At 73.0% G+C, this 24,824-nt stretch carries 23 protein-coding genes; 10 read left to right on the forward strand and 13 right to left on the reverse strand.

Annotated elements, in window-relative coordinates; all coding sequences use genetic code 11:
• Positions 1 to 37: 37 nt before the first annotated feature.
• Complete coding sequence (locus tag K1T35_RS46190; protein ID WP_220257947.1) at positions 38 to 730, reverse strand: GntR family transcriptional regulator; 693 nt, start codon at positions 728 to 730, stop codon at positions 38 to 40.
• Between the two features lie 130 nt (positions 731 to 860).
• On the opposite strand from K1T35_RS46190, the gene K1T35_RS46195 reads away from it, so the two are divergent.
• Positions 861 to 1,565 (forward strand): class I SAM-dependent methyltransferase, encoded by a 705-nt coding sequence (locus K1T35_RS46195; protein WP_220257948.1) that lies wholly within the window; start codon positions 861 to 863, stop codon positions 1,563 to 1,565.
• On the opposite strand, the gene K1T35_RS46200 is transcribed toward K1T35_RS46195, so the two are convergent.
• On the reverse strand, positions 1,556 to 2,680 hold the full coding sequence (locus K1T35_RS46200) for an epoxide hydrolase family protein (RefSeq protein ID WP_220257949.1): 1,125 nt from the start codon (positions 2,678 to 2,680) through the stop codon (positions 1,556 to 1,558). The genes K1T35_RS46195 and K1T35_RS46200 overlap by 10 nt on opposite strands.
• Before the next feature lie 55 nt (positions 2,681 to 2,735).
• Between K1T35_RS46200 and K1T35_RS46205 the strand changes: the two genes are divergently transcribed.
• Entirely contained in the window at positions 2,736 to 3,707 is a 972-nt protein-coding gene (locus K1T35_RS46205; protein WP_220257950.1) for a YafY family protein, read from the forward strand.
• On the opposite strand, the gene K1T35_RS46210 is transcribed toward K1T35_RS46205, so the two are convergent.
• The 6 genes from K1T35_RS46210 to K1T35_RS46235 all read right to left on the reverse strand — a co-directional run bounded on the left by K1T35_RS46210 (position 3,668) and on the right by K1T35_RS46235 (position 13,025).
• Entirely contained in the window at positions 3,668 to 3,856 is a 189-nt protein-coding gene (locus K1T35_RS46210; protein WP_220257951.1) for a hypothetical protein, read from the reverse strand. The genes K1T35_RS46205 and K1T35_RS46210 overlap by 40 nt on opposite strands.
• Before the next feature lie 106 nt (positions 3,857 to 3,962).
• A complete protein-coding gene (locus K1T35_RS46215) occupies positions 3,963 to 6,716 on the reverse strand; it encodes a LuxR C-terminal-related transcriptional regulator (RefSeq protein WP_220257952.1) in 2,754 nt (917 codons plus the stop codon).
• Between the two features lie 32 nt (positions 6,717 to 6,748).
• Positions 6,749 to 7,900, reverse strand: a complete 1,152-nt coding sequence (locus K1T35_RS46220; RefSeq protein ID WP_220257953.1) for a DNA polymerase III subunit delta' — start codon at positions 7,898 to 7,900, stop codon at positions 6,749 to 6,751.
• On the reverse strand, positions 7,897 to 9,921 hold the full coding sequence (locus K1T35_RS46225; protein WP_255621383.1) for a dTMP kinase: 2,025 nt from the start codon (positions 9,919 to 9,921) through the stop codon (positions 7,897 to 7,899). Before K1T35_RS46225 ends, K1T35_RS46220 begins: the two co-directional genes overlap by 4 nt.
• A 119-nt stretch (positions 9,922 to 10,040) precedes the next feature.
• The gene (locus tag K1T35_RS46230; RefSeq protein WP_220257954.1) at positions 10,041 to 10,301 is read right to left on the reverse strand and encodes a hypothetical protein; all 261 of its coding nucleotides are present in this window, start codon (positions 10,299 to 10,301) and stop codon (positions 10,041 to 10,043) included.
• A gap of 360 nt (positions 10,302 to 10,661) precedes the next feature.
• The gene (locus K1T35_RS46235) at positions 10,662 to 13,025 is read right to left on the reverse strand and encodes a transglycosylase domain-containing protein (RefSeq protein ID WP_255621384.1); all 2,364 of its coding nucleotides are present in this window, start codon (positions 13,023 to 13,025) and stop codon (positions 10,662 to 10,664) included.
• Positions 13,026 to 13,175: 150 nt separating this feature from the next.
• Between K1T35_RS46235 and K1T35_RS46240 the strand changes: the two genes are divergently transcribed.
• A complete protein-coding gene (locus tag K1T35_RS46240; protein ID WP_220257955.1) occupies positions 13,176 to 13,535 on the forward strand; it encodes a WhiB family transcriptional regulator in 360 nt (119 codons plus the stop codon).
• Positions 13,536 to 13,578: 43 nt separating this feature from the next.
• On the opposite strand, the gene K1T35_RS46245 is transcribed toward K1T35_RS46240, so the two are convergent.
• Both K1T35_RS46245 and K1T35_RS46250 read right to left on the reverse strand, forming a co-directional pair.
• On the reverse strand, positions 13,579 to 14,730 hold the full coding sequence (locus K1T35_RS46245; protein ID WP_220257956.1) for an ArsA family ATPase: 1,152 nt from the start codon (positions 14,728 to 14,730) through the stop codon (positions 13,579 to 13,581).
• Positions 14,727 to 15,755 (reverse strand): ArsA-related P-loop ATPase, encoded by a 1,029-nt coding sequence (locus tag K1T35_RS46250; protein ID WP_255621386.1) that lies wholly within the window; start codon positions 15,753 to 15,755, stop codon positions 14,727 to 14,729. Before K1T35_RS46250 ends, K1T35_RS46245 begins: the two co-directional genes overlap by 4 nt.
• 157 nt (positions 15,756 to 15,912) lie before the next feature.
• Between K1T35_RS46250 and K1T35_RS46255 the strand changes: the two genes are divergently transcribed.
• From K1T35_RS46255 to K1T35_RS46270, 4 genes are read left to right on the forward strand one after another with little or no spacing between them, the layout of a single operon-like run.
• Positions 15,913 to 16,092, forward strand: coding sequence for a DUF4177 domain-containing protein (locus tag K1T35_RS46255; protein WP_220257958.1), 180 nt, complete (start codon positions 15,913 to 15,915; stop codon positions 16,090 to 16,092).
• Positions 16,093 to 16,096: 4 nt separating this feature from the next.
• A complete protein-coding gene (locus tag K1T35_RS46260; RefSeq protein WP_220257959.1) occupies positions 16,097 to 16,561 on the forward strand; it encodes a RidA family protein in 465 nt (154 codons plus the stop codon).
• Positions 16,558 to 17,124, forward strand: coding sequence for a hypothetical protein (locus K1T35_RS46265; protein WP_220257960.1), 567 nt, complete (start codon positions 16,558 to 16,560; stop codon positions 17,122 to 17,124). Before K1T35_RS46260 ends, K1T35_RS46265 begins: the two co-directional genes overlap by 4 nt.
• 32 nt (positions 17,125 to 17,156) lie before the next feature.
• Entirely contained in the window at positions 17,157 to 19,244 is a 2,088-nt protein-coding gene (locus K1T35_RS46270; RefSeq protein WP_220257961.1) for a hypothetical protein, read from the forward strand.
• A 34-nt stretch (positions 19,245 to 19,278) separates the two neighbouring features.
• Here the strand turns inward: K1T35_RS46270 and K1T35_RS46275 are convergent, their stop codons facing one another.
• Together K1T35_RS46275 and K1T35_RS46280 are read right to left on the reverse strand one after the other, a co-directional pair.
• On the reverse strand, positions 19,279 to 19,785 hold the full coding sequence (locus tag K1T35_RS46275; RefSeq protein WP_220257962.1) for a DUF488 domain-containing protein: 507 nt from the start codon (positions 19,783 to 19,785) through the stop codon (positions 19,279 to 19,281).
• Between the two features lie 64 nt (positions 19,786 to 19,849).
• Entirely contained in the window at positions 19,850 to 20,245 is a 396-nt protein-coding gene (locus tag K1T35_RS46280) for a RidA family protein (protein ID WP_220263287.1), read from the reverse strand.
• A gap of 97 nt (positions 20,246 to 20,342) precedes the next feature.
• Between K1T35_RS46280 and K1T35_RS46285 the strand changes: the two genes are divergently transcribed.
• Positions 20,343 to 21,317 carry a YafY family protein gene (locus K1T35_RS46285; protein ID WP_220257963.1) on the forward strand — a complete coding sequence of 325 codons (975 nt, stop codon included), beginning with the start codon at positions 20,343 to 20,345 and terminating at the stop codon, positions 21,315 to 21,317.
• Positions 21,318 to 21,374: 57 nt separating this feature from the next.
• Here K1T35_RS46285 and K1T35_RS46290 read toward each other — a convergent pair whose 3' ends face one another.
• Complete coding sequence (locus K1T35_RS46290; protein ID WP_220257964.1) at positions 21,375 to 22,265, reverse strand: Gfo/Idh/MocA family protein; 891 nt, start codon at positions 22,263 to 22,265, stop codon at positions 21,375 to 21,377.
• A gap of 972 nt (positions 22,266 to 23,237) precedes the next feature.
• On the opposite strand from K1T35_RS46290, the gene K1T35_RS46295 reads away from it, so the two are divergent.
• Complete coding sequence (locus K1T35_RS46295) at positions 23,238 to 24,026, forward strand: NUDIX hydrolase (RefSeq protein ID WP_220257965.1); 789 nt, start codon at positions 23,238 to 23,240, stop codon at positions 24,024 to 24,026.
• On the forward strand, positions 24,023 to 24,811 hold the full coding sequence (locus K1T35_RS46300; RefSeq protein ID WP_220257966.1) for an MBL fold metallo-hydrolase: 789 nt from the start codon (positions 24,023 to 24,025) through the stop codon (positions 24,809 to 24,811). Before K1T35_RS46295 ends, K1T35_RS46300 begins: the two co-directional genes overlap by 4 nt.
• The last annotated feature ends 13 nt before the right edge of the window (positions 24,812 to 24,824 follow it).

The raw sequence follows: 24,824 nt of genomic DNA on the forward strand, positions 1-24,824 counted from the left end.
AGCGGCGGTCTTCTCCGGTTACGGGCAGGTGACTCCGTTACTCGGCCTGCAGCTCGGGGGCCAGGTACGTGCGGGTGCCGTGGCCCGCGAGCTCGGCGAGGGCCACGTCGAGGTCGCCGGCACGCACGGCGTCGTACAGCAGCCGGTGCCGCTGCGGCCCGGCGATCGGCGGTCGTTCGCGCGCTTCACGTCGCATGTTCGTGGCCATGTAGAGCTGCAGTTTGAGGATCACCGGTTCGTAGACGCCGAGCAGGTGCCGGTGCCCCGCCACGGTGACGAGCGCGATGTGGAAGTCGCGGTGCCCCGCGGCCTGCGCGAGGGTGTCGCCCACCTCCGTGGCCCGCTCCATCCGCTCCACGGCCTCGGCCATCGCGGCCAATCCGGCGGCCACCGGCGTGGCGCCGGGGGCCAGCGCACACCGGAGCGCGAACTGCTCCAGCACATCGCGGAGGCTGAACAGCTCGTCTATGTCGCGCGGGGACAGCTCGGTGACCCGCACACCCCGGCGGGGCAGGTGCTCGACGAGCCCTTGCTGCCCGAGCAGCCGCAGCGCTTCCCGCAGGGGCGCCCTGCTGGTGCCGAACCGGCGGGTGAGCTGCTCCTCGACCAGCCGTTCCCCGGGGGCGAGCGCACCGTTCAGGATCTCGCTGCGCAGCCGACGCACCGCGAGCTCGACGAGGCTCACCGCCTCCAGCCGGCCGCTCGGGGCTGCTCCCGCGTCCGCGGTCACCGCGCCTCCCCTCCCCTGCCCGTGCCGTACCACCCTGTCAGATCGGGCCAGGTCGTCGCCCGTCCGGTGGCACCGCGAGCGCTGGCTACAGTGATCCGGCGCCCGGTCACAGCTCCTGGAGGTCCGTCCGTTGCAGCCGATCGACCTCGGGTACGTCACCGAGCTGTATCGCGAGTACGCCGGTGATCTCGCCGCGGTGGGGAAGCAGCAGCGGGGGTTCGCGGAGTCGATGGGTTCGCGGATGACCCCGCAGCTCGACGACCTCGAGGCGGAGATCACCTATCTGCTGTTGCGAGCCACCCGGCCTCCGGTCGTGATGGAGCTGGGGACGTTCCACGGCTGGTCGACGTCGTGGATCCTCAGCGCGCTGCGCGACAACGGGGCAGGGGAGCTGCACAGCTTCGACCGGATCGACAACGTCGTGCGCAACGTTCCGGAGGAGCTCTCGGACGGGCGCTGGACGTTCGTGCAGGGCGACATCAAGGAGACCCTCGACCGGGTGCCCGCAGGCACCGGCTACCTCTTCGTCGACGCCGCGCACAGTGGCCGGTTCGCCCGCTGGTACCTGGAGCACCTGTTCCCGCGGGTGCCGGCCGGGATCCCGGTGAGCGTCCACGACGTCTACCACTTCCGCACCACTCTCCCGCTGCACGAGGGGAAGGTCGTCGTGCGCTGGCTCGGCGAGCGGGGCGTGCCGTTCTTCACCCCGTCACGCGCGAAGGCCCGGGGCGTCTACGAGACGCTCACCGGGCTGCGCGCGGAGCTGGGGTTGTCGCCGGTCCGAGGTCCCGGCGACAACCCCATGATCTTCTTCGAGATGCCGTCTCAGGCGTAGAAGGCGCGGATCTCCTCCGCCAGGTCCTGCGGCACCTCCATCGCCGCGAAGTGACCACCGCGCGGGCGCTCGGTCCACGACACGATGTTCGTGTTGTCGCGCTCGGCGAAGGGCCGCATCGACTTGAAGTCGTCGGCGAACACCGTGACGCCGATCGGGCCGTTGTTGACGACGGGCTCGGCGTTCCGCTCGTCGTGGTAGTAGCGCACGGCCGTCGCCGAGGTGTTGGTGAGCCAGTAGAGCGTCACCTGCGTCAGGACCTGGTCCTTGCTGAGCAGGCTCGTGCCGTTGCCGAAGTTCTCGAACAGCTCGTTGTAGGCGAGCTGGCCGACCGGCGAGTCCGACAGCGCGGCCGCGATCGTCTGCGGCCGGGAGGCGTTCATCAGCGCGTACCCGTTGACGGTCTGGAACCAGCCCGCGAACTCCAGCGCCGCGTAGTCGGCCGGCCCCATCTTCTCGAACTCGGCGGGGTCGCCTGACGGGAACGAGAACAGCTGCAGGACGTGCGCGCCGAGGAACCCGGGCTGGTTCAGGATCGCGAGCTCGCGGGAGATGTTCGCTCCCATGTCGCTGCCGTGCGCGGCATAGGAGTCGTACCCGAGACCGCGCATCAGCGCATCCCAGGTGCGGGCGACCCGTGCGGCCGACCACGCCCCCTCGGCCAGCGGCGTGCTGAAGCCGAAGCCCGGGATCGAGGGGATCACGACGTGGAAGGCGTCCTCGGCGCGACCGCCGTGCGCCTCGGGGTCGGTGAGCGGGCCGATCACGTCGAGGAAGTCGGCGAACGAGCCAGGGTAGGTGTGGGTGAGCACGATCGGGGTCGCGCCCTCGACGGCCGAGCGCACGTGGACGAAGTGGACGGTCTGGCCGTCGATCTCGGTGAGGAACTGGGGGAACTCGTTCATCCGCTTCTCCTGCGCCCGCCAGTCGAACGCGCTGCGCCAGTGCTCGACCATCTCGCGCAGGTAGCCCACCGGGGTGCCGTAGGTCCAGTCGTCGCCGGGAGCGGCCTCCGGGAAGCGGGTGATCTCGAGGCGGTGCTGCAGGGCGTCGAGGTCGGCCTGGGGGATCGCGACCTCGAAGGAGCGGAGGGAGAGCGTCTCGGTGTTCGTCATGGTGGCTACGCTATCGGCAGTACCGGCACAGTTCGTTCCTGTACTCGGAGGGGTTGTGCAAGAAACTTCCGGCCGCCTGCTCGCCCTGCTCGGGCTGCTCCAGACACCCCGCACGTGGCCGGCCGAGGACCTGGCCGCCCGGCTCGGCGTCGGTGAGCGGACGGTCCGCAAGGACGTCGAGCGGCTCAGGGCGCTCGACTACCCGATCGACACGATCCGCGGGCCGCGGGGCGGCTACCGGCTCGGTGACCACGGCAAGCTCCCGCCCCTGCTGCTCGACGACGACGAGGCCGTCGCGATCGCGGTCGGCCTGCAGGCCGTCACCGCGGTGCGAGGCATCGAGGAGTCGAGCGCGCTGGCGCTCGCGAAGCTCGAGCACGTACTGCCGTCCCGGCTGCGCCGCCGGGTCAGGGCACTGCACGAGAGCACCTCGACCGGTCCGGCGGACACCGCCACCAACGTGACCGCCGCGCCCGTCGACCCCGCCCTGCTCACCGAGCTCGCGGTGGCCGTGCGCGACTGCACCGGCATCCGCTTCGTCCACCGCGACGACGAGCACGTGGAGGCCGAGCCGTACCGGCTGGTGAGCTGGCAGCAGCGGTGGTACCTGGTGGCGCGAGAACGGCGCACCCGGAAGTGGCGCAGCTACCGGGCCGACTGGATGCGGCTCAAGGTCCCCGGCGGCGCTCGCTTCACCCCCGATCCCCTCCCGGGAGGGGACTACACCGCGTTCGTGCTGCGCGAGGTCGCCTTCACCGGCTGGGCGGTGCACGCGCGGATCGAGGTTGACGCCCCCGCCGAAGAGGTGCTGACCCGGATCAACCCGACGGTCGGCGTGGTGGAGACCGTCGACGAGCACCACAGCGTGCTCGTCACCGGCGGCGACAGCCTGGAGATCGTGGCGGTGTGGATCGGGATGCTCGGCCTCGACTTCCACGTCACCGAGCCGCCAGAGCTGGTCGACCACATCGGCAGGCTCGCGGCGCGCTACGCGGGCGCCCTGCCGGGCCGGAACCGCAGCAGCTGAAGCCAGCCACGACGGCGGGCGGGGCGAGTGCCATCGGTCGACGCGGCGCGCCGGGCCATACGGGCGAGCCGGTAGGCGTCGGCCTCCGCTTCCAGGCTCCGGCGGCGATCGGCGGCGATGTCGACGGCGGTGTGGATCTGGTTCAGCATGCATCAGACGATCGTCCGCAGCCGGCCGCGGAACATCCGTGTGGAGCACGGAGCGACCACGGATTCCGGGTCCGTGCGTGTCACGCGGTGGCGCAGGGCGCCTCCGCTACTCGACCACCACCGCGCCCATCGCGTGCAACGCCGATGCGCCGCGCTCCCGGTCCGGGCCACCGGCGAGGAGCAGGCTGCGGGCCCACTGGTAGCGGCAGCCTGCCGCCTCCAGAGCGTCGGCGGCGGCGAGGATGCCGGCACGGTCGCCGGCCGCGACGGCCGCGGCCCGCTGGACGAGAGCGGCGGTGACGGCGTTCTCGGCGGTGGTGGCCCGGACGGCCGCGATGCGCTCGGCGGCATCCGGCTCCCCGGCGAGCACGGCCGCCTCGGCCCATGCCGCGGCGTACCACGGGCGCCAGATGCCCTGGTACCAGCGTCGCAGCTCATGGGGCGGGACCTCGAGGCTCCGCACGGCGTCCCGGGCGCGGCCCAGGTGCAACAGCTCGAGCGACTCGAAGAACGCGCTGGAGTGCTGGTCGTGGTTCTGGCGCGCGGTGGGCACGAGCGCGTTGAAGATCCGCATCCACTCGTCGTGGGCCGCCGTGTCGCCGCGCATGCCGTGGACCGTTGCCATCGCCCGCGCGGCACGCCGCAGCGTGGGCACGCGCGGGCTCCCCGCGCGCTCCCAGCCCTCCCGGAAGCGATCGCCCGCGGCGATGGCGTGCTGCCAGTCGCCCTCGAGCGAGGACACCACGATCAACCGGGCCACCGCGACGTGGGTGTCCTCGCGGTGCAGCGGGAGGTCGCGCATCCGCTCCGCGAGCCGGCGTGCCTCGGCGAGATCGCCCGCCGCGATCGCCGACTCGACGGACATCACGTGGGCGTCGGACAGCTCGAAACCGACGCACGGGTCGAGGACCTGCGGCGCCAACAGCTCGATGCGGTGCAGCGCGCTCGCCAGTGCGGCCCGGCCCTCCCCGCGGGAGAGCTGGATCGTGGTGAGCCGGTCGAGCGCGGAGCTCTCGGCCATCACATCGCCCGACCGGCGGGCGGCCGCAAGAGCGGCGTGGACGAGCTCGGCACTCGCCTCCGCGGTCTCCGGGACCGCGAACGCCTCGGCCGCCGCGATGCGCGCCCTGGTGACCGGGTGTTCGCCGGCCAGGCGCCATGCCTCGTCGAGCAGGGCGCGGGGCACGAGCTCGTCGGGGCGGGCCGCGATGGTGCCGGCCGCCCGGTTCCACAGCTCGGCCGCCCGCGCGAGGTTCCGGGCCGCCCCCGGGGCGTCACCCGCGCGCAGGCAGCGGTCGGCCGCTGATCGGTGCAGCCGGATCGCATCGTCGCCCGCGAGCCGGTTGGCCGCCACGCCCGCGGCGAGGTGGAGCGCCTCCGCCGCGCGCCGATCGTCCGGCGCCAGCTCGGCCGCCTGCTCGAAGCGCCACTGCGCCTCACTCACGATGCCGCGGCGGTGGCACAGCGTGGCGAGCAGCATCTTGCCCTCGTGGGCGTCCTTCGAACCGCTCTCGACCGCCCAGCCGAGGCCGGCGCGCAGCTCGTCGGCGAGCCGGTCGAACCGGGCCCGCCAGCCGTGAGTCTCGACTGCCTCGTCGGCGAGCAGTTCGGCCGCAGCCTCCCACGCCCACGTCAGGTGGCGGGAGCGGCACTCCACGAGCTCCTCCTCGTCCTCCAGCAGCTCCACGCCGTACTGGCGCACGGTCTCCAGCGCCCGGTAGCGCGTGCCGTCGGACGCCGAGACGGGCACCAGGAGGCTGTGGTCGGCGAGCGCCGCGAGATGCGCGGCGACCTCGCGCGCGGCCGTGCCCGCCACCGCCGATGCGCTCTCGGCCCGGAACGGCCCCGCGAACACGGCCACCCGGCGGAGCACCTCCCTGGCAGGCGGATCGAGCAGCGCGTAGCTCCAGTCGAGCGTCGAGCGCAGGGACCGGTGCCTGCTGTCGACCCGACGGGCCCCGGTGAGCAGCTGCAACCGGTCGGCGAGGCCCGCCTCCAGCCCGTCGACGCCGAGCGCGGGCAGCCGGGCGGCCGCCAGCTCGATCGCCAGCGGCACACCGTCGAGCCCGCGGCAGATCCGGGCGATGCGGGGCCGCTCCTCCGGACCGAGCACGACGCCCGCCGCCGCAGCCCGTTCCTCGAAGAGCGCCACCGCGTCGTCACCGACGGACAGCCCGTCCACCGGGAACGCCCGCTCGAACGGCAGCAGCAGCCGGGCCCGGCTGGTGGTCAGCACGGTGACGCCGTGGCCGTGGGCGAGCAGCCGCTCCACGAGGTCGGCGACGCCGTCGAGGAGGTGCTCGCAGTTGTCCAGCAGCAACAACGCCCGCCGGCCGGTGGCCCACTCGAGCAGCGTCTGCTGCCGGGTGCGGCCCTGCTGCTCGCCGAGTCCGAGCGCGGCCGCGATCGTCGACGCGATCATGGACGAGTCGGTGACCGGGACGAGGTCGACGTACCAGACACCATCGGCGAACCGGGCGCTGAGGTCGGCCGCGACGGCGAGCGCGAGCCGCGTCTTGCCCACCCCGCCGGGACCGACCGCGCTGACCAGCCGCTGCCCGTCGAGTGCCGCCGCCAGCTCCGCGCGTTCCCTCGCCCGGCCGACGAACGACGTGAGCGCGGACGGGAGGGCCGCCGGCAATGGGAGTGGCGGAGCGGCGGCGCGTCCGCCCGCGATCAGGGTGAGCGCCTTGCGGTCGTCCGCGCCGAGCTTGCGCAGCAACGACGAGACGTGGCTCTCGACGGTGCGGACCGAGATGAACAATCGGGCGGCGATCTCGGCGTTGCTCAGGTGCTCACCGACCGCTGCCAGCACCTCGGCCTCACGCGCCGATATGACCGTGTCCGCCGGATGCCCCACTCGGATGATTCTGCCGGACCGCGACGACACTCTCAGCCACGTTGCAGCGTCGCCATCATCGCCTCGACCGCGATCTCCGGCTTCACGTTCTGGTCGAGCGCGGTGCGACAGGCCAGCACGGCCTCCAGCCGGCGCAACACGGACTCGGGGGACCAGTCGGTGGCGGCCCGGCGCACGTCGGCGTCGCGGTCGGGATGGGTGAGCGGCACCTGCGCCTCGCTGCCCACCACCAGCGCGTCGCGGAGGAACCCGGCGAGGTCGACGAGGGCCCTGTCGAGCGCGTCCCGCTGGGTACGCGTGTTGCGCGACTTCTGCTGGCGCTCCAGATCCCGCTCCGCGGCCTTCGCGCCGCGCGCGGCCGCCGCGACGCCCTTGCCCGTGCCTCCCGCCCCCATCGCGACGGCGAGCTCCTCACGCTCGGCCGCGTCGCGGCTCTCGCTGAGCTCGGTGGCCTCGGCCTTGGCATCGCGCACGAGGTCGCCCGCGAAGGTGAACGCGTCGCCGAGGCTGCGCACGCGCATCGGCAGCCCCAGCACCAGCTCCCGGTGGGCCCGCGCAGCGGGGTCGCGCGCCAGCCTGCGGGCCCGCCCGACGTGCCCACCGGCGACGGACGCCGCCCAGCTCGCGGTCTCCGGGTCGATCCCGTCGCGGCGGACCAGCACGTCGGCGATGGCCGCTGCCGACGGCGAACGCAGCGGGATCGGCCGGCACCGCGACCGGATGGTGACGGCGACGTCCTCCGGGTGGTCCGACGGCGCGCAGAGCAGGAAGATCGTCTGGTCCGGCGGCTCCTCGATCGACTTGAGCAGCGCGTTGGCGGCGTTCTCGGTGAGCCGGTCGGCATCGGTGATGATCAGGATCTGGTAGCGGCCCGTTGCCGGCCTCCGCGCGGCGGACTGCACGAGCAGGCGCATCGACCGCACCGAGATCGACAGCCCTTCCGGCACCACTTCGCGCACGTCGGAGTGGGTGCCCGCGAGCACGGTGTGGCAGGACGCGCACTCCCCGCACCCGTGCTGAGGACACTGCAGCGCCGCCGCGAACGCGCGCGCCGCCACCGACCGGCCCGACCCCGGCGGGCCGGTGAAGAGCCACGCGTGGGTCATCGCGGCGGAGTCGGACGCCGCGGCGGACAGCTCGGCGACGGCGGCCGGTTGCCCGACCACCTCATCCCATACGGTCATCGGACCACCGCCGGGTCGGCGTCGCGGGCGGGCGGCTTCGGCAGCACCGGTCGCAGTCCGGCGAAGATGCGCTCGGCCACATCCTCCGGCGAGCCGTCGGCGTCGACCACCACGTAGCGGTGCGGCTCCGCCGCCGCCATCCGCGTGAGCAGCCGCTGCACGCGCACGTGTTCCTCGCCCGCGAGGCCGCCGGCCTGCGGCGCCGCCGACACGGGTGCGCGGTCGAGCAGCACCGAGACGTCCGGGCGCAGCCTGCCGGTGGCCCATGCGGCGAGGCTCTCCAGCTCGCGCGGGTCGAGCTGGGGCTGGGCGCCGTCGGACGAGGCGCGGTCTGCCGCGACCCCGAACTGCACCAGCGGGCTCACCAGGAACCTGTCGACCACCACCACCGCTCCCTCGGCCAGCGCGGGCCGGATCACGCGTTCCACCTGGTCTGCCTGCACAGCCGCGGCAGCGAGAGCCCGGGCCCGCGGGCCGGAGAGCGACGCCTCCCGCGTTGCGGCCGTCCAGCGCTCGCGATCGCGCTCCCCGCCGTCCGGCTCCACGACGAGGTAGCCGGCGGCCCGCAGCCGCTGCGCCAGCCGGGTGGCCTGCTCGGTGGTCTCCTCCGCGGGGGCGCCCTCCACCGCGATCAGCACGCCCGCGCCGTGGCGCGGCTCGCCGCGGCGCAACGCGGCGAGCAGGTCCGGCAGGATCGGCTCGGTGCGGCGGTCGTCCATCTGCCGGTAGGCGAGCATCCCGACCACCGCGGCCACGGCCCCGCCCGCCAGCATCACCACGCGGGTGCCGTCGACGAGGACCGGGTAGCCGAACACGTCGACCCAGCGCGCGCTCACGAGCCCGACGATCACCGGGACCAGCGCCATCGAGCCGAGCAGCGTGAGCCGCACGATCGACTGCACGAACGCGACGATCCGGCCGCGCACCTCGTCGGCGACCTGCGATCCGATGATCGTGAGACCGGTGAGGAAGGCGATGCCCGCGAAGCCGCCGACCAGCATCACGGCGCCGATCGCCAGGAACAGGTGCGGGGCGATCGACACCAGCACCAGCGCCACGCCTGCCGCGACGATCGCCGCGCCGAACAGGCGGTTGTGCGGGATGCGGCGCGCCATCCGCGGCGCCGCCCCCATGCCGAACGCGAGCCCGACGAACACCGACGCGAACAGCACGCCGTATGCGGCGTTGCCGCCGCCGAGGCTGGCCGCGTAGAGGGTGGCCGAGCCGACGACGGTGCCACCCGCGGCGAACGCGCCGATGATCCCGATCACGAGCCCGCGCAGCAGCGGTGTGCGCACGACGAACGACGCGCCGTCGCGCAGCATGGCGATCAGGCTCGGGCCCGCCTCCCTGCGCTCGGTGGCACGTCCGGAGATCTCCGGGATGCGGAACCAGACCGTGAGCGCGATGACGAGGTACGCGATCCCACTCATGACGAGGGCGACGAACACGGTGGGCAGCGCCGACCCCTCGCCGCCGAGGAACGCGCCGGCACGGGAGAGGACGGCGAACAGGCCGGCCGCCGTGATCACCGCGACGCCGTAGGTCATCACGAGGTTGAGCTGGTTGGCCGTCTCCACCTGGTCGGGCCTGCGCAGCAGGTTGGGCACCGACGCGTCCTTGGCCGGGATCCAGAACAGCGCGCAGATCTCGATCAGGAACGTGGCGACGAAGAGCCACCACAGCGAGCCGACGAGCGGGATCGACACGAAGAGGACGAACCGGAGCAGGTCGCAGACCACCATCACGCGGCGGCGGTCGAACTTGTCGGCAAGCGCCCCGGCGAGCGGCCCCAGTACCAGCGCGGGGAACAGCTTGGTGGCCACCACCCCACCGAGCGCGAAGCTCTGCGCCGTGTAGCCGCTGGTGAGCTGGGTGGCGAGCGCGGAGAGCGCGAGCAGGCTCATCCAGTCGCAGACACCCGCGACGGACGTGACGAGCCACAACCGGCGGAACGCCGGGATGGCGAGGACGCTGCGCACGCGGTGCGACGTGGGGGCGGACAGCTGCGGCGCCCCCACCGCGGGGCGGGTCGGAGCGGACTCGGTGGCGATCGCTCCTCACCTCCTCCGCGCTGGGCGCTGTCGTCGGCCAGGGTAGCCGGGCACGCCCACGTGGTGTTCCCCGTACTCGCGGGCTCTCACCAGGAGTTGTCGAGGATCGCCGAGATCATCTGGATCAGGATCACGGTGAACACCAACAGGAAGAAAAGGTTGAACATCCGCGAGCCGAACCGGCCACGTGTCAGCCGGGACAGCCCGAGGATCCCGGGCTCGTCGACGATCCGCGGCCGCGGGGGCGGACCGGACGGCCACTTGGGTGCAGTCCTGTGCTCCGCGGGCGGGCCGTCGGCAGGCACGTCTCGCGCGGACGACGATCCATCATCCGAGCAGGCGGTCACGTCGGCGGATGGTAGGCGCGGGTGGCGCCCCGATCGAGGAAGCGCCGGACGCGCCGCCACGACGCTCACCCTGACGGGTGAACCGGCCGCCACCCACCCGCTAGCAGAGAGGCGGAGATGCAGTCTCGATACGGGCCGGCCCGACTCGACCACAGGGGCGCGCGCCGCCCACCCGATACCCGAAATGGCAGCTTGATCAGTAGTTCGGCGCGTTCCCGGGTCGTTTCGCCCGTTTCCGCGCCGAAGCCTCGATCATGTCCGCCTGAATCGGGAGGGGCGACCCCGCACACTGCGCGGCGCCACCGGAGGCCCTGCGACCTGCCGGTTTGATGAGGACCCCGCCCGACCAGACCCGGCGAACTAGTCGCCGTCTCCACCATCTCCGTCGTCATCGTCGTCATCGTCGCCGGGCGCGTCGGGAGCAGGCGGCGCCTCGCCGCTCGACACGCTGATCTCCACGGTCTCGCCGGGCAACGCCGACCCACTCGGGCTCTGTCCGACCACCGTGCCCCGGTCGGCCGCGTTGTCGACCTCACGCACCGACACCTTCCAGCCCTCGTCCTCGAGCTCATCGCGCGCCTCGTTCTCGGAATCGCCGATCACGTCGGGGACCCTGGACTCCTCGCCTCCCTCGAGGAACCGGTCCTCCACGGACGGGAGCGCCAGCGGTGGCAGCGGGTCGAGCAGCGGTTTCATCGCGCCGAACCAGGTCTGCGCGGGTGTCTTGCCGCCGAAGATGTTGCCGCTGCGACACGGGAACGGCGATCCGGCGCCGTCGCAGAGCGGGCGGGGCGAGCGGGAATTGTCGAACGTGATCACCGCGCCGGCCAGCTGCGGGACGAAACCGAGGAACGCGGCCGACTTGTTCTGCTGGGTGGTGCCGGTCTTACCGGCCATCGGCCGGTTCCAGCCCGCCTGGCTCGCGGCGCCCGCCGCGGTGCCGCCCGGCAGGTCGTCCTTGCCGAGCGCGTTGAACATCGCGTTGGCCAGCCCTGGCTCGACGGCCTGCTCACAGGGGGCCTCAGTGATCGGGACGGGCTTGCCGGTGACGTCGGTGATCGACTCGATCGGGCTGGGCGGGCACCACTTGCCGGCGCTGGCGAGCGTTGCACCGACGTTGGCCAGTTCGAGCCCACTCGTCGGGCTGACGCCGAGAGTGAACGAGGCCAGATTCTGAGCCTTGGTGACCTCGGCAATCGAGCGGTCGGTGGGGCGGCCGGAACGCGGGTCGACGAACGGCGTGGTGGCCAGCGAGCGCATGCCCAGCCGCACCGCCATGTCCACAACGGGTGGGACGCCGGTGAACTCCTCCAACTTGATGAACGCGGTGTTCGGCGACTGAGCCAGCGCGTCGGTGAGCGTCATGCGGTCGGGCATGTTCTCGTTGGAGTTCCGGACCGGAATCGGGCGACCCGACCCGTCGATGTAGATCGGTGAGGCGTACCCGCTCGACGGAACCGAGAGCTCGTAGTTGATGCCCATGCCCTTCTCGAGGGCCGTGGCGGCGGTGAAGACCTTGTACACCGAGCCTGCACCCAGGTTGACCGGCTCGTACGGCAGCCCGTAGCTCGTCTCCATCTCCTCGGCGTCGAGCCCGAACGTGCGGCTGGACGCCATCCCGAGCACGCGGTGCTTCTCGGTGCCCGGCTGCACCACCGACATCACGTTGGCGACGTTCGGCTGCTTCGGCGGAACATGCGAGTCGAGAGAGGCCTTCATGCTGTCGAGGACCTTGCGGTCGAGGGTGCTCTTGATCGTGTAACCGCCCCGGTTGAGCTGCTCGAGCGAGAAGCCGGCCTCGGTGAGGTACTCGACGACGTACTTGCAGAAGAATCCGGCGTCGCCCGCACCGATGCAGCCGTTGGGCTGGGTGTTGAGCGGGGTGGCCACGCCGAGCGGGCTGGCCAGCGCCGCCTCTGCCTGTGCATCGTCGATCATCTGCTGTTCGCGCATCTGGTTGATGACGAGGTTGCGCCGCTCCAGCGCCGCCTGCGGGTTGGCGACCGGGTCGAACGCCGACGTGCTGTTGACCATCCCGGCGAGCAGCGCGGCCTGGGGCACCGTGAGCTGGTCGGGTGTGGTGCCGAAGTAGGTGCGCGCCGCCGCGGAGATCCCGGCCGCCCCGTTGCCGAACGAGACGATGTTGAGGTAGCGGGTGAGGATCTCGTCCTTGGAGAGCTGCTGCTCCATCTGGAGCGCGATCTGCGCCTCCTTGAGCTTGCGCGCGGGGGTCTGCTCGGTGGCCTTGAGCCGCTCCGTCTCGGTCTCGGCCGCGACGTAGAGCATGTAGTTCTTGACGTACTGCTGGGTGAGCGTCGACGCGCCCTGCACGACCGTGCCCGATGCCGAGTTGGCCGCGAGCGCACGCAGCGTGCCTTGCCAGTCAACGCCTTGGTGCTGGTAGAACCGCCGGTCCTCGATCGCGACGATGGCCGCCTTCATCGCGGGCGAGACCTGGTCGGCCGTGACGGCGTGGCGGTTCTGGCCCTGCTCGAAGAACCGTGCGATCGGGACACCCGCCGAGTCGGTGACCGTCGTGGTCTGCGGGAGCGGGCCCTCCACGAGGTCGGCCGACACCGTGTTGACGCTGTCGCCCGTATCGCTCGCGACCAGCCCGAGCCCTGCGGTGACGGGGAAGGCCATCCCCGCGACCACGACACCGGCGAGTAGCCCGAGCCCGAGCAGCAGGCCGATCGGCCGGGCGAGATGGCGCGGGAAGCTCACGAAGCGCCAGGGTACGCGGGCGTCCGGATGGAGTAGGGGAGATCACCCGACCGCGATTGAGTAGTTTTGCTCGGTTTCCGCTGGAACCCAGGGCTCCGAGAATCCGTCTGTGCTGGTCATGACGAGCACGGGGATCCGGGGAGGGCGACCATGACGGGCCAGTGGAACTGGCGGGGGGCTGCGCGGTGCCGGACGGCCGACGCCGAAGACCTCTTCGTCACGGGGGCGCGGCAGCGGGAGGCGAAGCTGTTCTGCCGCGCCTGCCCGGTACGCACCGAGTGCCTCGCCCACTCCCTTGACCAGCGCATCGAGTTCGGTGTCTGGGGCGGGATGACGGAACGGGAGCGCCGTGCGTTGCTGCGCGCCCGGCCGGACGTCTCCTCGTGGGCCGACCTGCTGCACGACGCCCGCACCGCCCACTACGAGTCGGTGGCTGAGGAGACGGCCGAGCAGCTGGCGAGGGCCACGGAGCACGAACGCCGACAGCACGGCCTGGACGAGACTGCGTGACAATCCACCGTCGGTCGAGGCCTACTCGACCACCGGGAAGCGGCTAGCGGGCGGAGCGGAGGGGCTGGGCGCCGGAGTCGGCCGGCCCTGCCATGCGCTCGCCGACCTCACGCAGGCCGTCAAGGTCGGCGATGTCGCCTGCGATCGCGGGCACCCTGGCCACGGCGACGCCCGGGTGGGCGCCGGTGAACCGGGAGAGCAGGCGTTCCTCGCGGTCGGCGAGGTCCACCCGGTCGGCGTGCAGCCGCAGCACGGCCGCCGCGAGCGGCGCCGAGCGCAGTCCCTCGGCCGCGGCGCGCGCCTTCGTGGCCGACAGGTCGGCCAGCACCGGGTGGGTGCGGTTGAGAACGAGGCCCCCGAGCGGCATGTCGTCCGCGGCCAGGCGGTCGACGAAGTAGGCGGCCTCGCGCAGCGCGTCCGGCTCGGGGGCGGCGACCACGAGGAAGGCCGTGCCGGGCGAGCGCAGCAGCGCGTAGGTGGCCGTCGCCCGCTCCCGGAACCCGCCGAACATCGTGTCGAAGGCCTGCACGAACGCCGACGCGTCGGCCAGCATCTGCCCGCCGAGGATCGTCGAAACGCCCTTCGCGAACAGCGAGAAGCCCGCACCGACGATCTTGCGCAGCCCCCGCCCTCCTGCCCGCGCGGGGGCCGACAGCAGCCGGATCATCCGGCCGTCGAGGAAGGTGGACATGCGCTGCGGTGCGTCGAGGAAGTCGAGCGCCGAACGCGATGGCGGCGTGTCGACCACGATGAGGTCCCACTCGCCCGTTGCCGCGAGCTGCCCCAGCTTCTCCATCGCCATGTACTCCTGCGTTCCCGAGAACGAGGAGGAGATGGTCTGGTAGAAGGGATTGGCGATGATCGCCGCCGCCCGCCCGGGCTCGGCGTGCGTGTGGACCATCTCGTCGAAGGTCCGGCGCATGTCCAGCATCATCGCGTGCAGGTCACCCCGCGCCGCGGCCACGCGGCCGGGTTCGTTGCCGAGCGCCTCGAGGCCGAGGGCCTGTGCCAGCCGGCGCGCGGGGTCGATGGTGAGCACCACCGTGCGCCTGCCGCGTTCCGCCGCGCGGATCGCCAGCGCCGCCGACGTGGTGGTCTTGCCGACGCCGCCGGAGCCGCAGCACACGACGATGCGGGTGTCCGGGTCGTCCAGCAGCGTGTCGACCTCGAGCGCCGGCGCCGAGCGGGGGCTCACGAACTCACCTCGCTCACCGCGGGTTCGCCGACACCCTGGTCTGTGAGCGCCTCGGCCAGCTCGTAGAGCGAGCCGAGGTCCACGCCCTCCACGAGCTGGGGCAGCTCCAGCCGCGGCAGTGCCGTTGCCTCCTCCAGCCGGGTCAGCGCCGCGGCCTCGCCGTACACCCGCACCGCGTGCTCGACGGTCTCGGCGACGAGCCCGTCGATCACGTCGGCGGGCAGGTCGAGGCCCGCGGACGCCAGACCGGAGCGGATGCGGCCGGAATCGACGCGGCCACCGGCCGCGGCGGCGACCGAGCGGTCGGGGAGCCACTGCTGGCGCACCCGATTGACGATCACCGCGCCCACCGGGAAGCCGGTGGCGGTGAGCTCGTCGACGGTTTCGAGGGTCTCGGTGACGGGCAGGTCCTCGAGGAGCGTGACCATGTGCACCGCGGTGAGCGGGGAGTGCAGCACTTTCACCACGCCTGCGGCCTGGCTGTGGATCGGGCCGGTGCGCGCCAGGTCGGCCATCGCCTTGGTGACGTCGAGGAACTTCACCACGCGGCCGGTGGGCGGCGCGTCGAGCACCACGGCGTCGTACACCGGGCGCCCGTTCGCGTCGCGCCGGTTGACGCACTCCTTGACCTTGCCGGTGAGCAACACGTCTCGCAGCCCGGGGGCGAGGGTGGTGGCGAACTCGACCGCGCCCATCCTGCGCAGCGTGCGCCCCGCCATCCCGAGACGGTAGAACAGCTCGAAGTACTCCAGGAGCGCCGCCTCCACGTCCACGGCCAGCGCCTTGACCTCGCCGCCGCCAGGGGCGATCGCGATCCGGCGTTCCTCGTACGGGAGCGGGGGCGTGTCGAACAGCTGCGCGATGCCCTGCCGGCCCTCGACCTCGACGAGCAGGGTGCGCCTGCCTCCGGAGGCCAGCGCGAGCGCCAGCGCGGCGGCAACGGTGGTCTTGCCCGTGCCACCCTTGCCGGACACGACGTGCAGGCGGGCCGCCGACAGGGCCGCTGGCCAACCGGATGAACTCACCGTCCGCCCTCGCTGACGCTCGGGCGACCGCTTCGCGGACACGCTGTGCTGATGGTTCGCTCGCTCCGCAAGCTCCGCTCGCTCACTGTTCCAGGTTACGGAGGCGCGGCGCGACCGGCCGTCCGAGCGGGTGAGGCGCTGGCTACAGTGACCTGTCATGACCTCCCCCGGTTCGTCGGACGTCAAGTGGGAATACCTCACCGCTCCCGTGCTCATCCACAGCACCCAGGCCATCCTCAACAACTTCGGGCGGGACGGCTGGGAGCTCGTCACCGTCACCACCGGCGCCAACCCCGAGCAGCTCGTGGCGTGGTTCAAGCGCCCGGTACGGGGCTGACGCCGTGACCACGCCGAGCGAGCGCCTCGCCGAGCTGGGAATCGCGCTGCCCACCGTGCCCGCCCCCGCGGGCTCCTACATCCCCGCCCGCCGCTCCGGCTCCCTGGTGTTCACCGCGGGCCAGGTGCCGCTCGTCGACGGGAAGCCGGCCGCGCTGGGCAAGGTGGGCGCCGAGATCAGCGCCGAGGAGGCCTCCGGGCTGGCCGGCATCTGCGCGCTCAACGCACTCGCCGCCATCGACGCGCTCGTGGGCATCGACGCGGTCGCCGGCGTCGTCAAGGTCGTCGGGTTCGTCGCGTCGGCGCCCGGGTTCACCGAGCAGCCGAAAGTGATCAACGGCGCGTCCAACCTGCTCGGCGAGATCTTCGGCGACGCGGGCAGGCACGCGCGGTCCGCCGTCGGGGTGGCCGAGCTGCCGCTCGGGGTCCCGGTCGAGGTCGAGCTGGTCGTGGAGCTGGCAGGCCCATGAGCGCCGACGCCGCAAGCCACGAGCTGCTCATGCGGCTGGCAGGGCGACTTCCCGACGAGCTGTTGTGGCGGATGCGCGACTGGCTCGCCGATGGCGGGCGGGAGGTACTCGCGTCCACCCTGCCCCGCGAGCTGCTGCGCCACCGGGTCGGCATCACCGACGCCGAGCGCGAGCTGCTTGAGACGGCCGTCGGCTCGGCCCACCCCTTGCTCGACGCGGTGCTGCCCGTGGCGGAACCGCCATCCACCCGCGCCACGTTCCAGCCGGGAGACGGTGCGGTCGACACGCCTGCGCTCGCGCTGCTCGCGGTCGTCCGCGGCCACCCGGGGTGCGTCGAGGTCCGCCAGTCGTGGCGCGAATCGCAACGCATCGTGCTGGTGCTCGGCGCCGAACGGCCGTGGGAGCTCGCCGGCACGCTCCAGCGGGTGATGCGCGCCCACGGCGACCGCACACCGTGCGTGGAGGTGCTCCCACCGCACGGGGAGCGCTCGTCCTACCACCAGGCAGCCATCATCGGGTCCAGGCCGCTGTGGCGATCCGCCACGGCGCTGGTCGGCGCGTGAGGGGAGCGACCGACTCTAGGGGAGGAGGCCAGGTGGAGGACCCGACGTCGGGCACGACGCACGACCTGCTGCTTGCACTGGCCGGTCGGGTCGACGACGACCTGTTGCGCTGGGCACGCGAGCTGGTCGCCCTCGGCGAGGACGCCCGTGCCGTCGAGATGCTCACCGCGAGCCTCGTCGCCGCGAGAGCGGTGATGCCGCCACAGGTGCGATCCGCGCTCGTCGCGGCGGCCCGCAGCGCCCGCACCGACCTCGGACCCGCCGCCGCGCTCCCGCCGCCCCACCCGGAGACCGGCACCGAGCACCTCTTCGCCGCCCCCGGCGGCGGTGACCCCGTCGCCGTCGCCGTGCTCGAGTTCCCGGCCCGTCCGCTCACCGGGTGCAGCGTGCTGCTCGCGCGCCGCCTCACGCCGGCCGGCACGGCGCCCGGACCGCTCCCGCACCCCGTCGTGCTCGTCCGGGTCCACGACCACACCCGCCGCGCCGACGTACTCGCCTACCAGCTCGGCGCGGCCCTCGAGCGGGCCGGTGCCCCCGCGTCGGTCGAGGTGCTGCCGGCCGACGGGCCGGTGCAGGGCTACCACGCCGCGGCGCTCGCCGCCGCCGTGGAGCTACGCACGGAGGTGACCGACGACCGGCCGTGGCGTCCTCCGCCGCCGCCCGTGCCCCCGGTGGAACGGCACGCGCTCGCGCCGCCCGTCGGCCGCCCGCCCCGCAGGCTCGCCCCGGATCCGCACCCGCTCGCACCCGAGCCGCCCGCGCCGGCGTCGCGGTACCGCCCCGAGCCGGTCGTCACCGACGGGCCGGAGTCCCGCGACGACGACCACGCCGCCGCGGAGGACTCCGCCGCCGCCACCGCGCGACTCCAGCCGGCGAGTGAGCGGGAGCCGGAGGGGATCGAGTCCGCCACCGCCCGGCTCGTCTCCGAACCGGGCCGCCGCTTCGACGACCACGAGCACGACGACGAACACGACCAGGACGACGAGGACGACGCGCAGGACGACGAGGACGACCTCGAGGACGGCCGTTTCGCCGACGACCACGACGCCGACGAGGACGACCAGGACGAGGTCGCGGACGAGGACCCGGCGGCCCGTGCCGAGGAGGCGTTCCCCGAACCGCCGTCGCCGCACCCGCTCGCGGCACCGCGCCCGCTTCCCCTGCGCGACGATTCCCGCCCTGGCCGGGCGACACCGCTGCCGTCACCTCCGTCCCCGCCGCCGCCCACGCCGCTGCCGTCGCGCGACAACCGGCCTCGGCCCACCGTCACCCCGATCTCGCGGGCCATGCCGAACCCGATCCCGCTCCGGCGCAGCGGCGGCCCCAACCCGATCCCCCGCCCGCTGCCGGCGGCGGAGTCACGGCCGTCCCTCCGGCGCGTCGACGACGACCGGGACAGGTTCGAACCGTCCGTCGACGAGCGTGCGGAGCCTCCCCAGGAGGAGCAGCCGACCGCGCGGCGCGACACGCCGGCCTTCGAGTCGCTGAGCGATCCGCTGAACGGTCCGCTGCACCAGCCCCTGCTCGCGCCGCTGCTGGATCCGACGAGGCCCGAGGACGACCCCCTCGGCTCCGCCGACCGGCGCCGAGACGAGCAGCGCCCAGCCGCCCGGCGCACTGACGACCAGCGCGCTGACGACCGGCGCGCGGAGCCGGCCGCCCCCCAGAACGACGACGAGTGGTCGAAGGACTGGCTCTCCGGTACCTGGGCGATGGCCCCCTCGGCCCTCGAAGAGCCCGCCGCTCCGCGGCCGGAGCCGGAACCCGAGCCGGAGCCCGTCGAGGACGCCGAACCCGGCCGTCCCGCCCCGCGCCCGGTGCCCCGCTCCCCGGCCCGGCACCGCTTCCCGGACGAGCCGCCTTCGAACGGCTCCCGCGCCTATCACGAGCGGTCGGAGGACGGCGACGACGAGCCGTCCGAAGGGGATGACGATGACCGGGAGGAGCTCGGGCTGCGCCCCGAGTCGATCGCCCGGCTGAGCGACGCCGACCGCCAGTTGCTGGCCCGCCTGCAGGCCGAGCTCCTCGAGGGGCGCCGGCAGCGGATCGGCCGCCGCATCATCAACGGTGCGCCGACGAACGGCAGCCGCCGCGGCCACCCGCCCGACTACACCAACTGACACCCATCCGCCCTCGGGCGAGCACCCAGGACGGCTACGAGTGGTGGTTCCCCGTCCTCGACGGGCGCAGGTGCTCGATCGTCACGCGGTGCCGCTCCGTCAGTCGCTGGGCGATCAAGGAGCGGTGACAGGCTTCCGGGTCGCGCTCGACGCAGAGCAGCGCCGCGGTCCCGCTGCTCTGCAGCGCCGACACGATCGACGTGAGATCGGCGCTGTCGAGGATCTCGGTGGTGTAGCGGCGGGTGTACTCGGCGGCGAGCTCGCGGCGCGAGCGCTTGCCGACCCCTCGACGGTCGTCCTCGGCGTACTGGAGCCGGCGTAGTTCGGTGGTCGGGGCGAGCTCGGGGTGGTGCTCGTAGGCGATCCGGGCACGGGCGAGGGCAGCCTGTAGCCGCAGTGAGTTGGCCCATGCGTACTCGGGTCCGCGGACACCGCGGCGCTGGCGTACGTCGAGTAGCAGGCGGACGTCCGCGTGCCGCAGTCGTTGCAGGAAGGACTCGTCGTCGAAGCCGTAGACGCCGATCGTCACCATTCTGAGCATCGAGACGGTCACCTTCCCGCTGCTCGCCGCCTCCGGCATCCCCACCGGAGGCGGCGAGCAGGCATCACGCGACGGCGGTCCCCTCGAGCTCGACCATCTGGCCGGGGATCGCGAGCCGAGTCACTCCGAGCATCGTGGTGGTGGGTGCCACCCCGGCTACGCCCAACCGCGACGCCAGCACGCCGTAGTGCTGGAAGAGCAGGTCGACGTCGGTGGTGTAGACGTTGAGCCGGACGAGGTTCGCGAGAGACATGTCGGCCTCGCCGAGCACGGCCTCGAGGTTGTCGAGGCTCAGCGCCAACTGCCCCGCCATGTCGCCGTCATGCTGGGGCTTGCCGTCGCCGCTCATCGCGGTCTGCCCGGAGCAGTACAGGGTCCGGGTGTGCCCTGAGACGATCTCCCCCTGGTTGAATCCCATCTCCACCGACCACGTCACCGGGTTGACCACAGTTCGTTCTATTGCCACATCAGCTCCATCCGGTAACCACGGCCTTTGGTGGGCTGAGCCTCCCAAGCAATCACGACATCCTGTGTCGTGTATTCGATAGAGTTCGTGTGTGCGCGCCGACCGGTTGGTGTCGCTGGTGCTGCTGCTGCGCCGGCACGGTCGGCTGTCCGCGGCCGCGCTGGCCCGCGAGCTGGAGGTATCCACCCGCACCGTGCTGCGCGACATCGACGCCCTGTCCGCGGCAGGAGTCCCGGTCTACGCCGAACGCGGCCGGCACGGCGGTTTCGCGTTGCTGCCCGGTTTCCATACCGAGCTGACCGGGCTGAACTACGACGAAGCACTTGCCTTGCTGGTCGCCGGATCACGGCGCGGCGCGCAGGCGTTCGGCCTCGGCTCGGCGCTCGCTTCGGCCATGCGCAAGGTGGTCGACGCTCTCCCCGAAAGCCATCGGGCCATCGCGGCCGGCGCGGCCGAGCGACTGCTCATCGACCCGGAGACCGACCTGCTGTCGCGCCGGGAGGTCGCCGAGGAGGTGCCCGACACGATCGTGACCGAGATCCGGCGGGCGGTGTTCGCCGGACACAAGCTGCGCATCCACTACGCGGCCGTGGACCAGACCCCGAAGTGGCGCACGGTGGACCCGATCGGCCTGGTCACCGTACGCGGCCAGGGCTACTTGCTGGCCACGAAGTCCGGCACGGACCGCACCTACCGGCTGTCCCGGGTCCTGGCAGCGGAGGAACTCGCCGAACCCGCCCAACGACCGGACCGGGTCGATCTGGACCGGGCATGGCAGGAACGCAGCACGCGATTTCGAACCGGGGGCGACCAGGTCACCGTGCTGGCACGGGTGAACCCGGCGCGGCGGGAGGAGCTGCTGCGCACCGCGCTGGCCGTCCGTGCCGAGGAACCCGACGCGGACGGCTGGCTGCGGCTGGAGGTGACCTTCAGCGATCAGCGACACGCCGAATGGGCACTGTGGCAGCTCGCCACGAGTGCGGAAGCCCTGGCCCCGCAGTGGTTGCGCACCGCATTGCGTGACCGCGCCGCCGCGATCGCCGCCTGCTATGGAGTGTCGTCCTGAGAGTTGTCGCCTCCTGCGGGCAACTGCCGGCGCACGCCACTGCGCGCGAGTCGCGCGTCAGACCACGGCGGCGCGTACGGCCTCCACCAGTTCCTGCAGGCGCAGGCCGCGCGTGACGTCGAGTGCGGGCGGCGGGCCCGAGCCTTCGACTGCGGCGACGAGCTCGTCGAGCAGGGCCGCGTAGCAGGTGGGGGCGTCGGCGCCGCGACCGGAGAGCCGGTGCCGCCCGGCACCGCCGAGCACCGTGAACTCGATGTCCGACGGGTCGACGGGCACGCGCATGGACAGCGTCACGGAGCTCTGCGCGCCTCCGGCGTGCAGCAGGCCGAAGCGCCAGAGATCGGGCTCCCCGTACCGTGCCCACGGCACCTCGACGACCGGACCGACCGCTGCGTCGAGGAGATCGATCACGTGCGGTCCGAGGTCGGACAGCGCGCCCTCCTCGGCCCGCCACGGCGACGTGCAATACAGCCCGCCCAGCAGCGAGCCCGAGATCCAGCGGGCGAACGCCACGGTGTCCGGCCCTGCAGGCTCCGCCGGCATCTCGGCGAGCCAGTCCCGCACGGCCGGTGCGTGCCGCATCGTCAGCACCATCGACGAGTGCACGCCGGCCCGCTCGACAGCTTCGACCACCGCGCGGGCATCCTCGACCGTGCCCGCAAGCGGCTTCTCGCAGATCAGGTGCTTGCCGGCGGCCGCGGCGAAGAGCGCGAGCCTGCCCTGCGCCTGCGGCGGCACGGCCAACGCGACCGCGTCGACGGCGTCGAGCAGCACCTCGAGGTCGGCGAAGGGGCGCGCACCGAACTCGGCGGCGAGCTCGGTCGCGGCCTCCGGTCTACGGGTCCAGACGCCCGCGAGCTCGGTGCCGGAGTGCGCCACGATGCCCGGCGCGTGCACCGTGCGGGCCCACGGGCCGCCACCGACCAGACCCACCCGCAGCCGATCCATGGCGCACATCCTGCCTCGGACGGGCGTCGAAGACCCAAAGTGTCCTCTAGCCCTACAGCCGGATTTTGTGATCACGGGTGTTCGGCGCTGCTGCCGGGTCCCGTTCGGCGGTGGCCGCGCCCATGATCGGCAGTATCTTCGCGTCCATGATCTGGAGTTTCGGGTGCTCATGGTCGTGAGAGCAGCCGTGGACAACCGATAGTTCGGATCTTGCCCGCCGCCGGCCCGGGCGCCAGGACGGTCGGGGCGCGATCGTGTCGATCCATCGGGTCGGTCTGGTCGAGTGCCTGTCGGTGGGCGCGCCGTTCCCGGCCCGGGCCGCCTGGCGCTCGCCTCGTGGTCCGGGCTTCGCGTGTGGTTCTGCCGGTTGCTGCCGGGTGCCACGCGACTGGCTGTGGTCCCGACCCTCCACCCCAGCCCCGCTCCTGGATGATCATAGCCAGACCACCCCCAAGGGACATGGCCCCACGCGCAGGTCCATGATCAGCAGGACCGGGACACCAACTGCAGGGGTGCCTCCGCGGTCAGAACACGCAGGCTGCCGGGATGCGGCTCAGGTCCCGATTCCGCGGATCGCACCCCAGATTCCAGGTGTGGCCAGGGGCGGCGACGGGACCACAGCCAGATGCGTAGCACCCAAACCGCGGCGGTCTCGTCGAGGACGGGCGTGCCCCCGCGTCGGGGACGGCCGCCCGAGCAACCACATGATTCGGTAGTGCACCCAACCCGGCCACCCCGACAGGGTGACGCGGTTGAGGTGAACCGGTGAGGGCACGACGGCAGCCGGGGGCTGCGGGAGCCCGGCGCGCTCGTTCTCGGCCGGCGCACCCGGTCGACGGGGTGCCTGACCTACGACGGGCTGCGTCGACGGACACGGGATGCGCCGACAGCTCCGCCGTGCCGAGCGGCCGCCCGAGCGCCGGCGATCAGAGGAATGATCACGAAGTCCGGCGGAGTACTAGCCTCGCCCACATGCCCTCCGCACCGGTGATCCCACGGCCTGCCGCGACCGTGCTCATCGTGCGAGACCATCCCCACCCGCCACCTGGCCGGTCGCCGCTGCAGGTCTTCCTGCAGCAGCGCGTCGCGGGGATGGCGTTCGCGGGTGGGATGACCGTGTTCCCCGGTGGCGGGGTGGACGCGAGCGACCGCCCCGACCCGGACCGCTGGGTAGGCCCCGAGCCGCGCTGGTGGGCCGAGCGCCTCGGGGTCGACGCCGACCTCGCGGGCGCCCTCGTCCACGCCGCGGTCCGCGAGACCTTCGAGGAGTGCGGCGTGCTGCTGGCTGGGCCGGGCGCTCTCCCGGACCTGCACCGGCACCGCGCCGATGTCGTCGCCCGCCGCCGGACGTTCGCCGACGTGCTGGCCGCCACCGGTCTGGTGCTGCGCGCCGACCTGTTGCACGCCTGGGCGCGGTGGATCACGCCTCTCGGCTCGCCCCGCCGCTACGACACGGCGTTCTTCGTCGCGCGGGTGCCGGACGGCCAGCAGGCGGACGCCCACACCAGCGAGGCCGTCGCGGCCATCTGGTGGCATCCCGACGAAGCCCTCGAACGCTGGCAGGACGAGGAGATTCAGCTGATGGCGCCGACCGTGCGCACCCTGCAGGAGATCGCGGAGTTCGGCGAGAGCGCCGCCGTGCTCGCCGCGGCGCCGGAGCGGGTGATCCGTCCGATCGTGCCAGTGGTGCGCAGGGACGGCGACCGCCTCGTCTCCGTGCTGCCCGACGACACGGCGTACCCCGCGATCGGCCTCGCATGACCGGCCCCGCGTACGGCGTGCTGCGGCCGGTCACGCCGCTGGCGTCGGTGCTGCTCGCCGAGAACCCCTCCCCGATGACCCTCGACGGCACGAACACCTGGGTGCTGCGGGCGCCGGGTGAGGAGGCGTGCGTCGTGGTCGACCCCGGCGAGGAGGACGAGGTGCACCTGCGGCGGGTGGCCGCGCAGGGCCGGGTCGCGCTGGTGCTGCTCACCCACCGCCATCACGACCACGCAGGCGGCGCGCGCCGGTTCGCCGAGCTCACGGGCGCGCCCGTGCGGGCCCTCGATCCCTCGCTCGTGCTCGGGTCGGAGGCCCTCGGCGACGGCGAGGTCGTCACGGCCGCGGGCGTCGAGCTGCGGGTGGTCGCCACGCCGGGCCACACATCGGACTCGCTGTCGTTCCTGCTCGACGGGCCGGGCTCCGACCAGGCCGTACTCACCGGCGACACCATCCTCGGCCGCGGTACCACCGTGATCGCCCACCCCGACGGCGCGCTCGGGCCCTACCTCGACTCGCTGCGCCGGCTCGCCGACCTCGCCCCCGCCACCGCCGTGCTCCCCGGCCACGGTCCCGAGCTCCCGGACGCTCCCGCCGTGGCCACGGCGTACCTCGCCCACCGCGAGGAGCGCCTGGACCAGGTGCGGGCGGCGATCGCGCGGCTCGGCCCGGACGCGACCCCTCGCCAGGTGGTGGAGGTGGTCTACGCCGATGTCGACCAGGTGTTGTGGCCGGCGGCGGAACTCTCGGTGCGGGCCCAGCTGGACCACCTCCGCACCCCCTGAGCCCGTTGCGGCA

The sequence above is a fragment of the Pseudonocardia sp. DSM 110487 genome, assembly GCF_019468565.1.
In the GTDB taxonomy this organism is placed as follows: domain Bacteria; phylum Actinomycetota; class Actinomycetes; order Mycobacteriales; family Pseudonocardiaceae; genus Pseudonocardia.

What these genes read in the sequence shown, in the direction of transcription:
- K1T35_RS46265 (WP_220257960.1), top strand. Translation starts at nt 16,558, where the DNA reads ATGAGCGCCGACGCCGCAAGCCACGAGCTGCTCATGCGGCTGGCAGGG.
- K1T35_RS46290 (WP_220257964.1), bottom strand. Translation starts at nt 22,265, where the DNA reads ATGGATCGGCTGCGGGTGGGTCTGGTCGGTGGCGGCCCGTGGGCCCGC.
- K1T35_RS46275 (WP_220257962.1), bottom strand. Translation starts at nt 19,785, where the DNA reads ATGCTCAGAATGGTGACGATCGGCGTCTACGGCTTCGACGACGAGTCC.
- K1T35_RS46210 (WP_220257951.1), bottom strand. Translation starts at nt 3,856, where the DNA reads ATGCTGAACCAGATCCACACCGCCGTCGACATCGCCGCCGATCGCCGC.
- K1T35_RS46240 (WP_220257955.1), top strand. Translation starts at nt 13,176, where the DNA reads ATGACGGGCCAGTGGAACTGGCGGGGGGCTGCGCGGTGCCGGACGGCC.
- K1T35_RS46295 (WP_220257965.1), top strand. Translation starts at nt 23,238, where the DNA reads ATGCCCTCCGCACCGGTGATCCCACGGCCTGCCGCGACCGTGCTCATC.
- K1T35_RS46200 (WP_220257949.1), bottom strand. Translation starts at nt 2,680, where the DNA reads ATGACGAACACCGAGACGCTCTCCCTCCGCTCCTTCGAGGTCGCGATC.
- K1T35_RS46220 (WP_220257953.1), bottom strand. Translation starts at nt 7,900, where the DNA reads ATGACCGTATGGGATGAGGTGGTCGGGCAACCGGCCGCCGTCGCCGAG.
- K1T35_RS46300 (WP_220257966.1), top strand. Translation starts at nt 24,023, where the DNA reads ATGACCGGCCCCGCGTACGGCGTGCTGCGGCCGGTCACGCCGCTGGCG.
- K1T35_RS46255 (WP_220257958.1), top strand. Translation starts at nt 15,913, where the DNA reads ATGACCTCCCCCGGTTCGTCGGACGTCAAGTGGGAATACCTCACCGCT.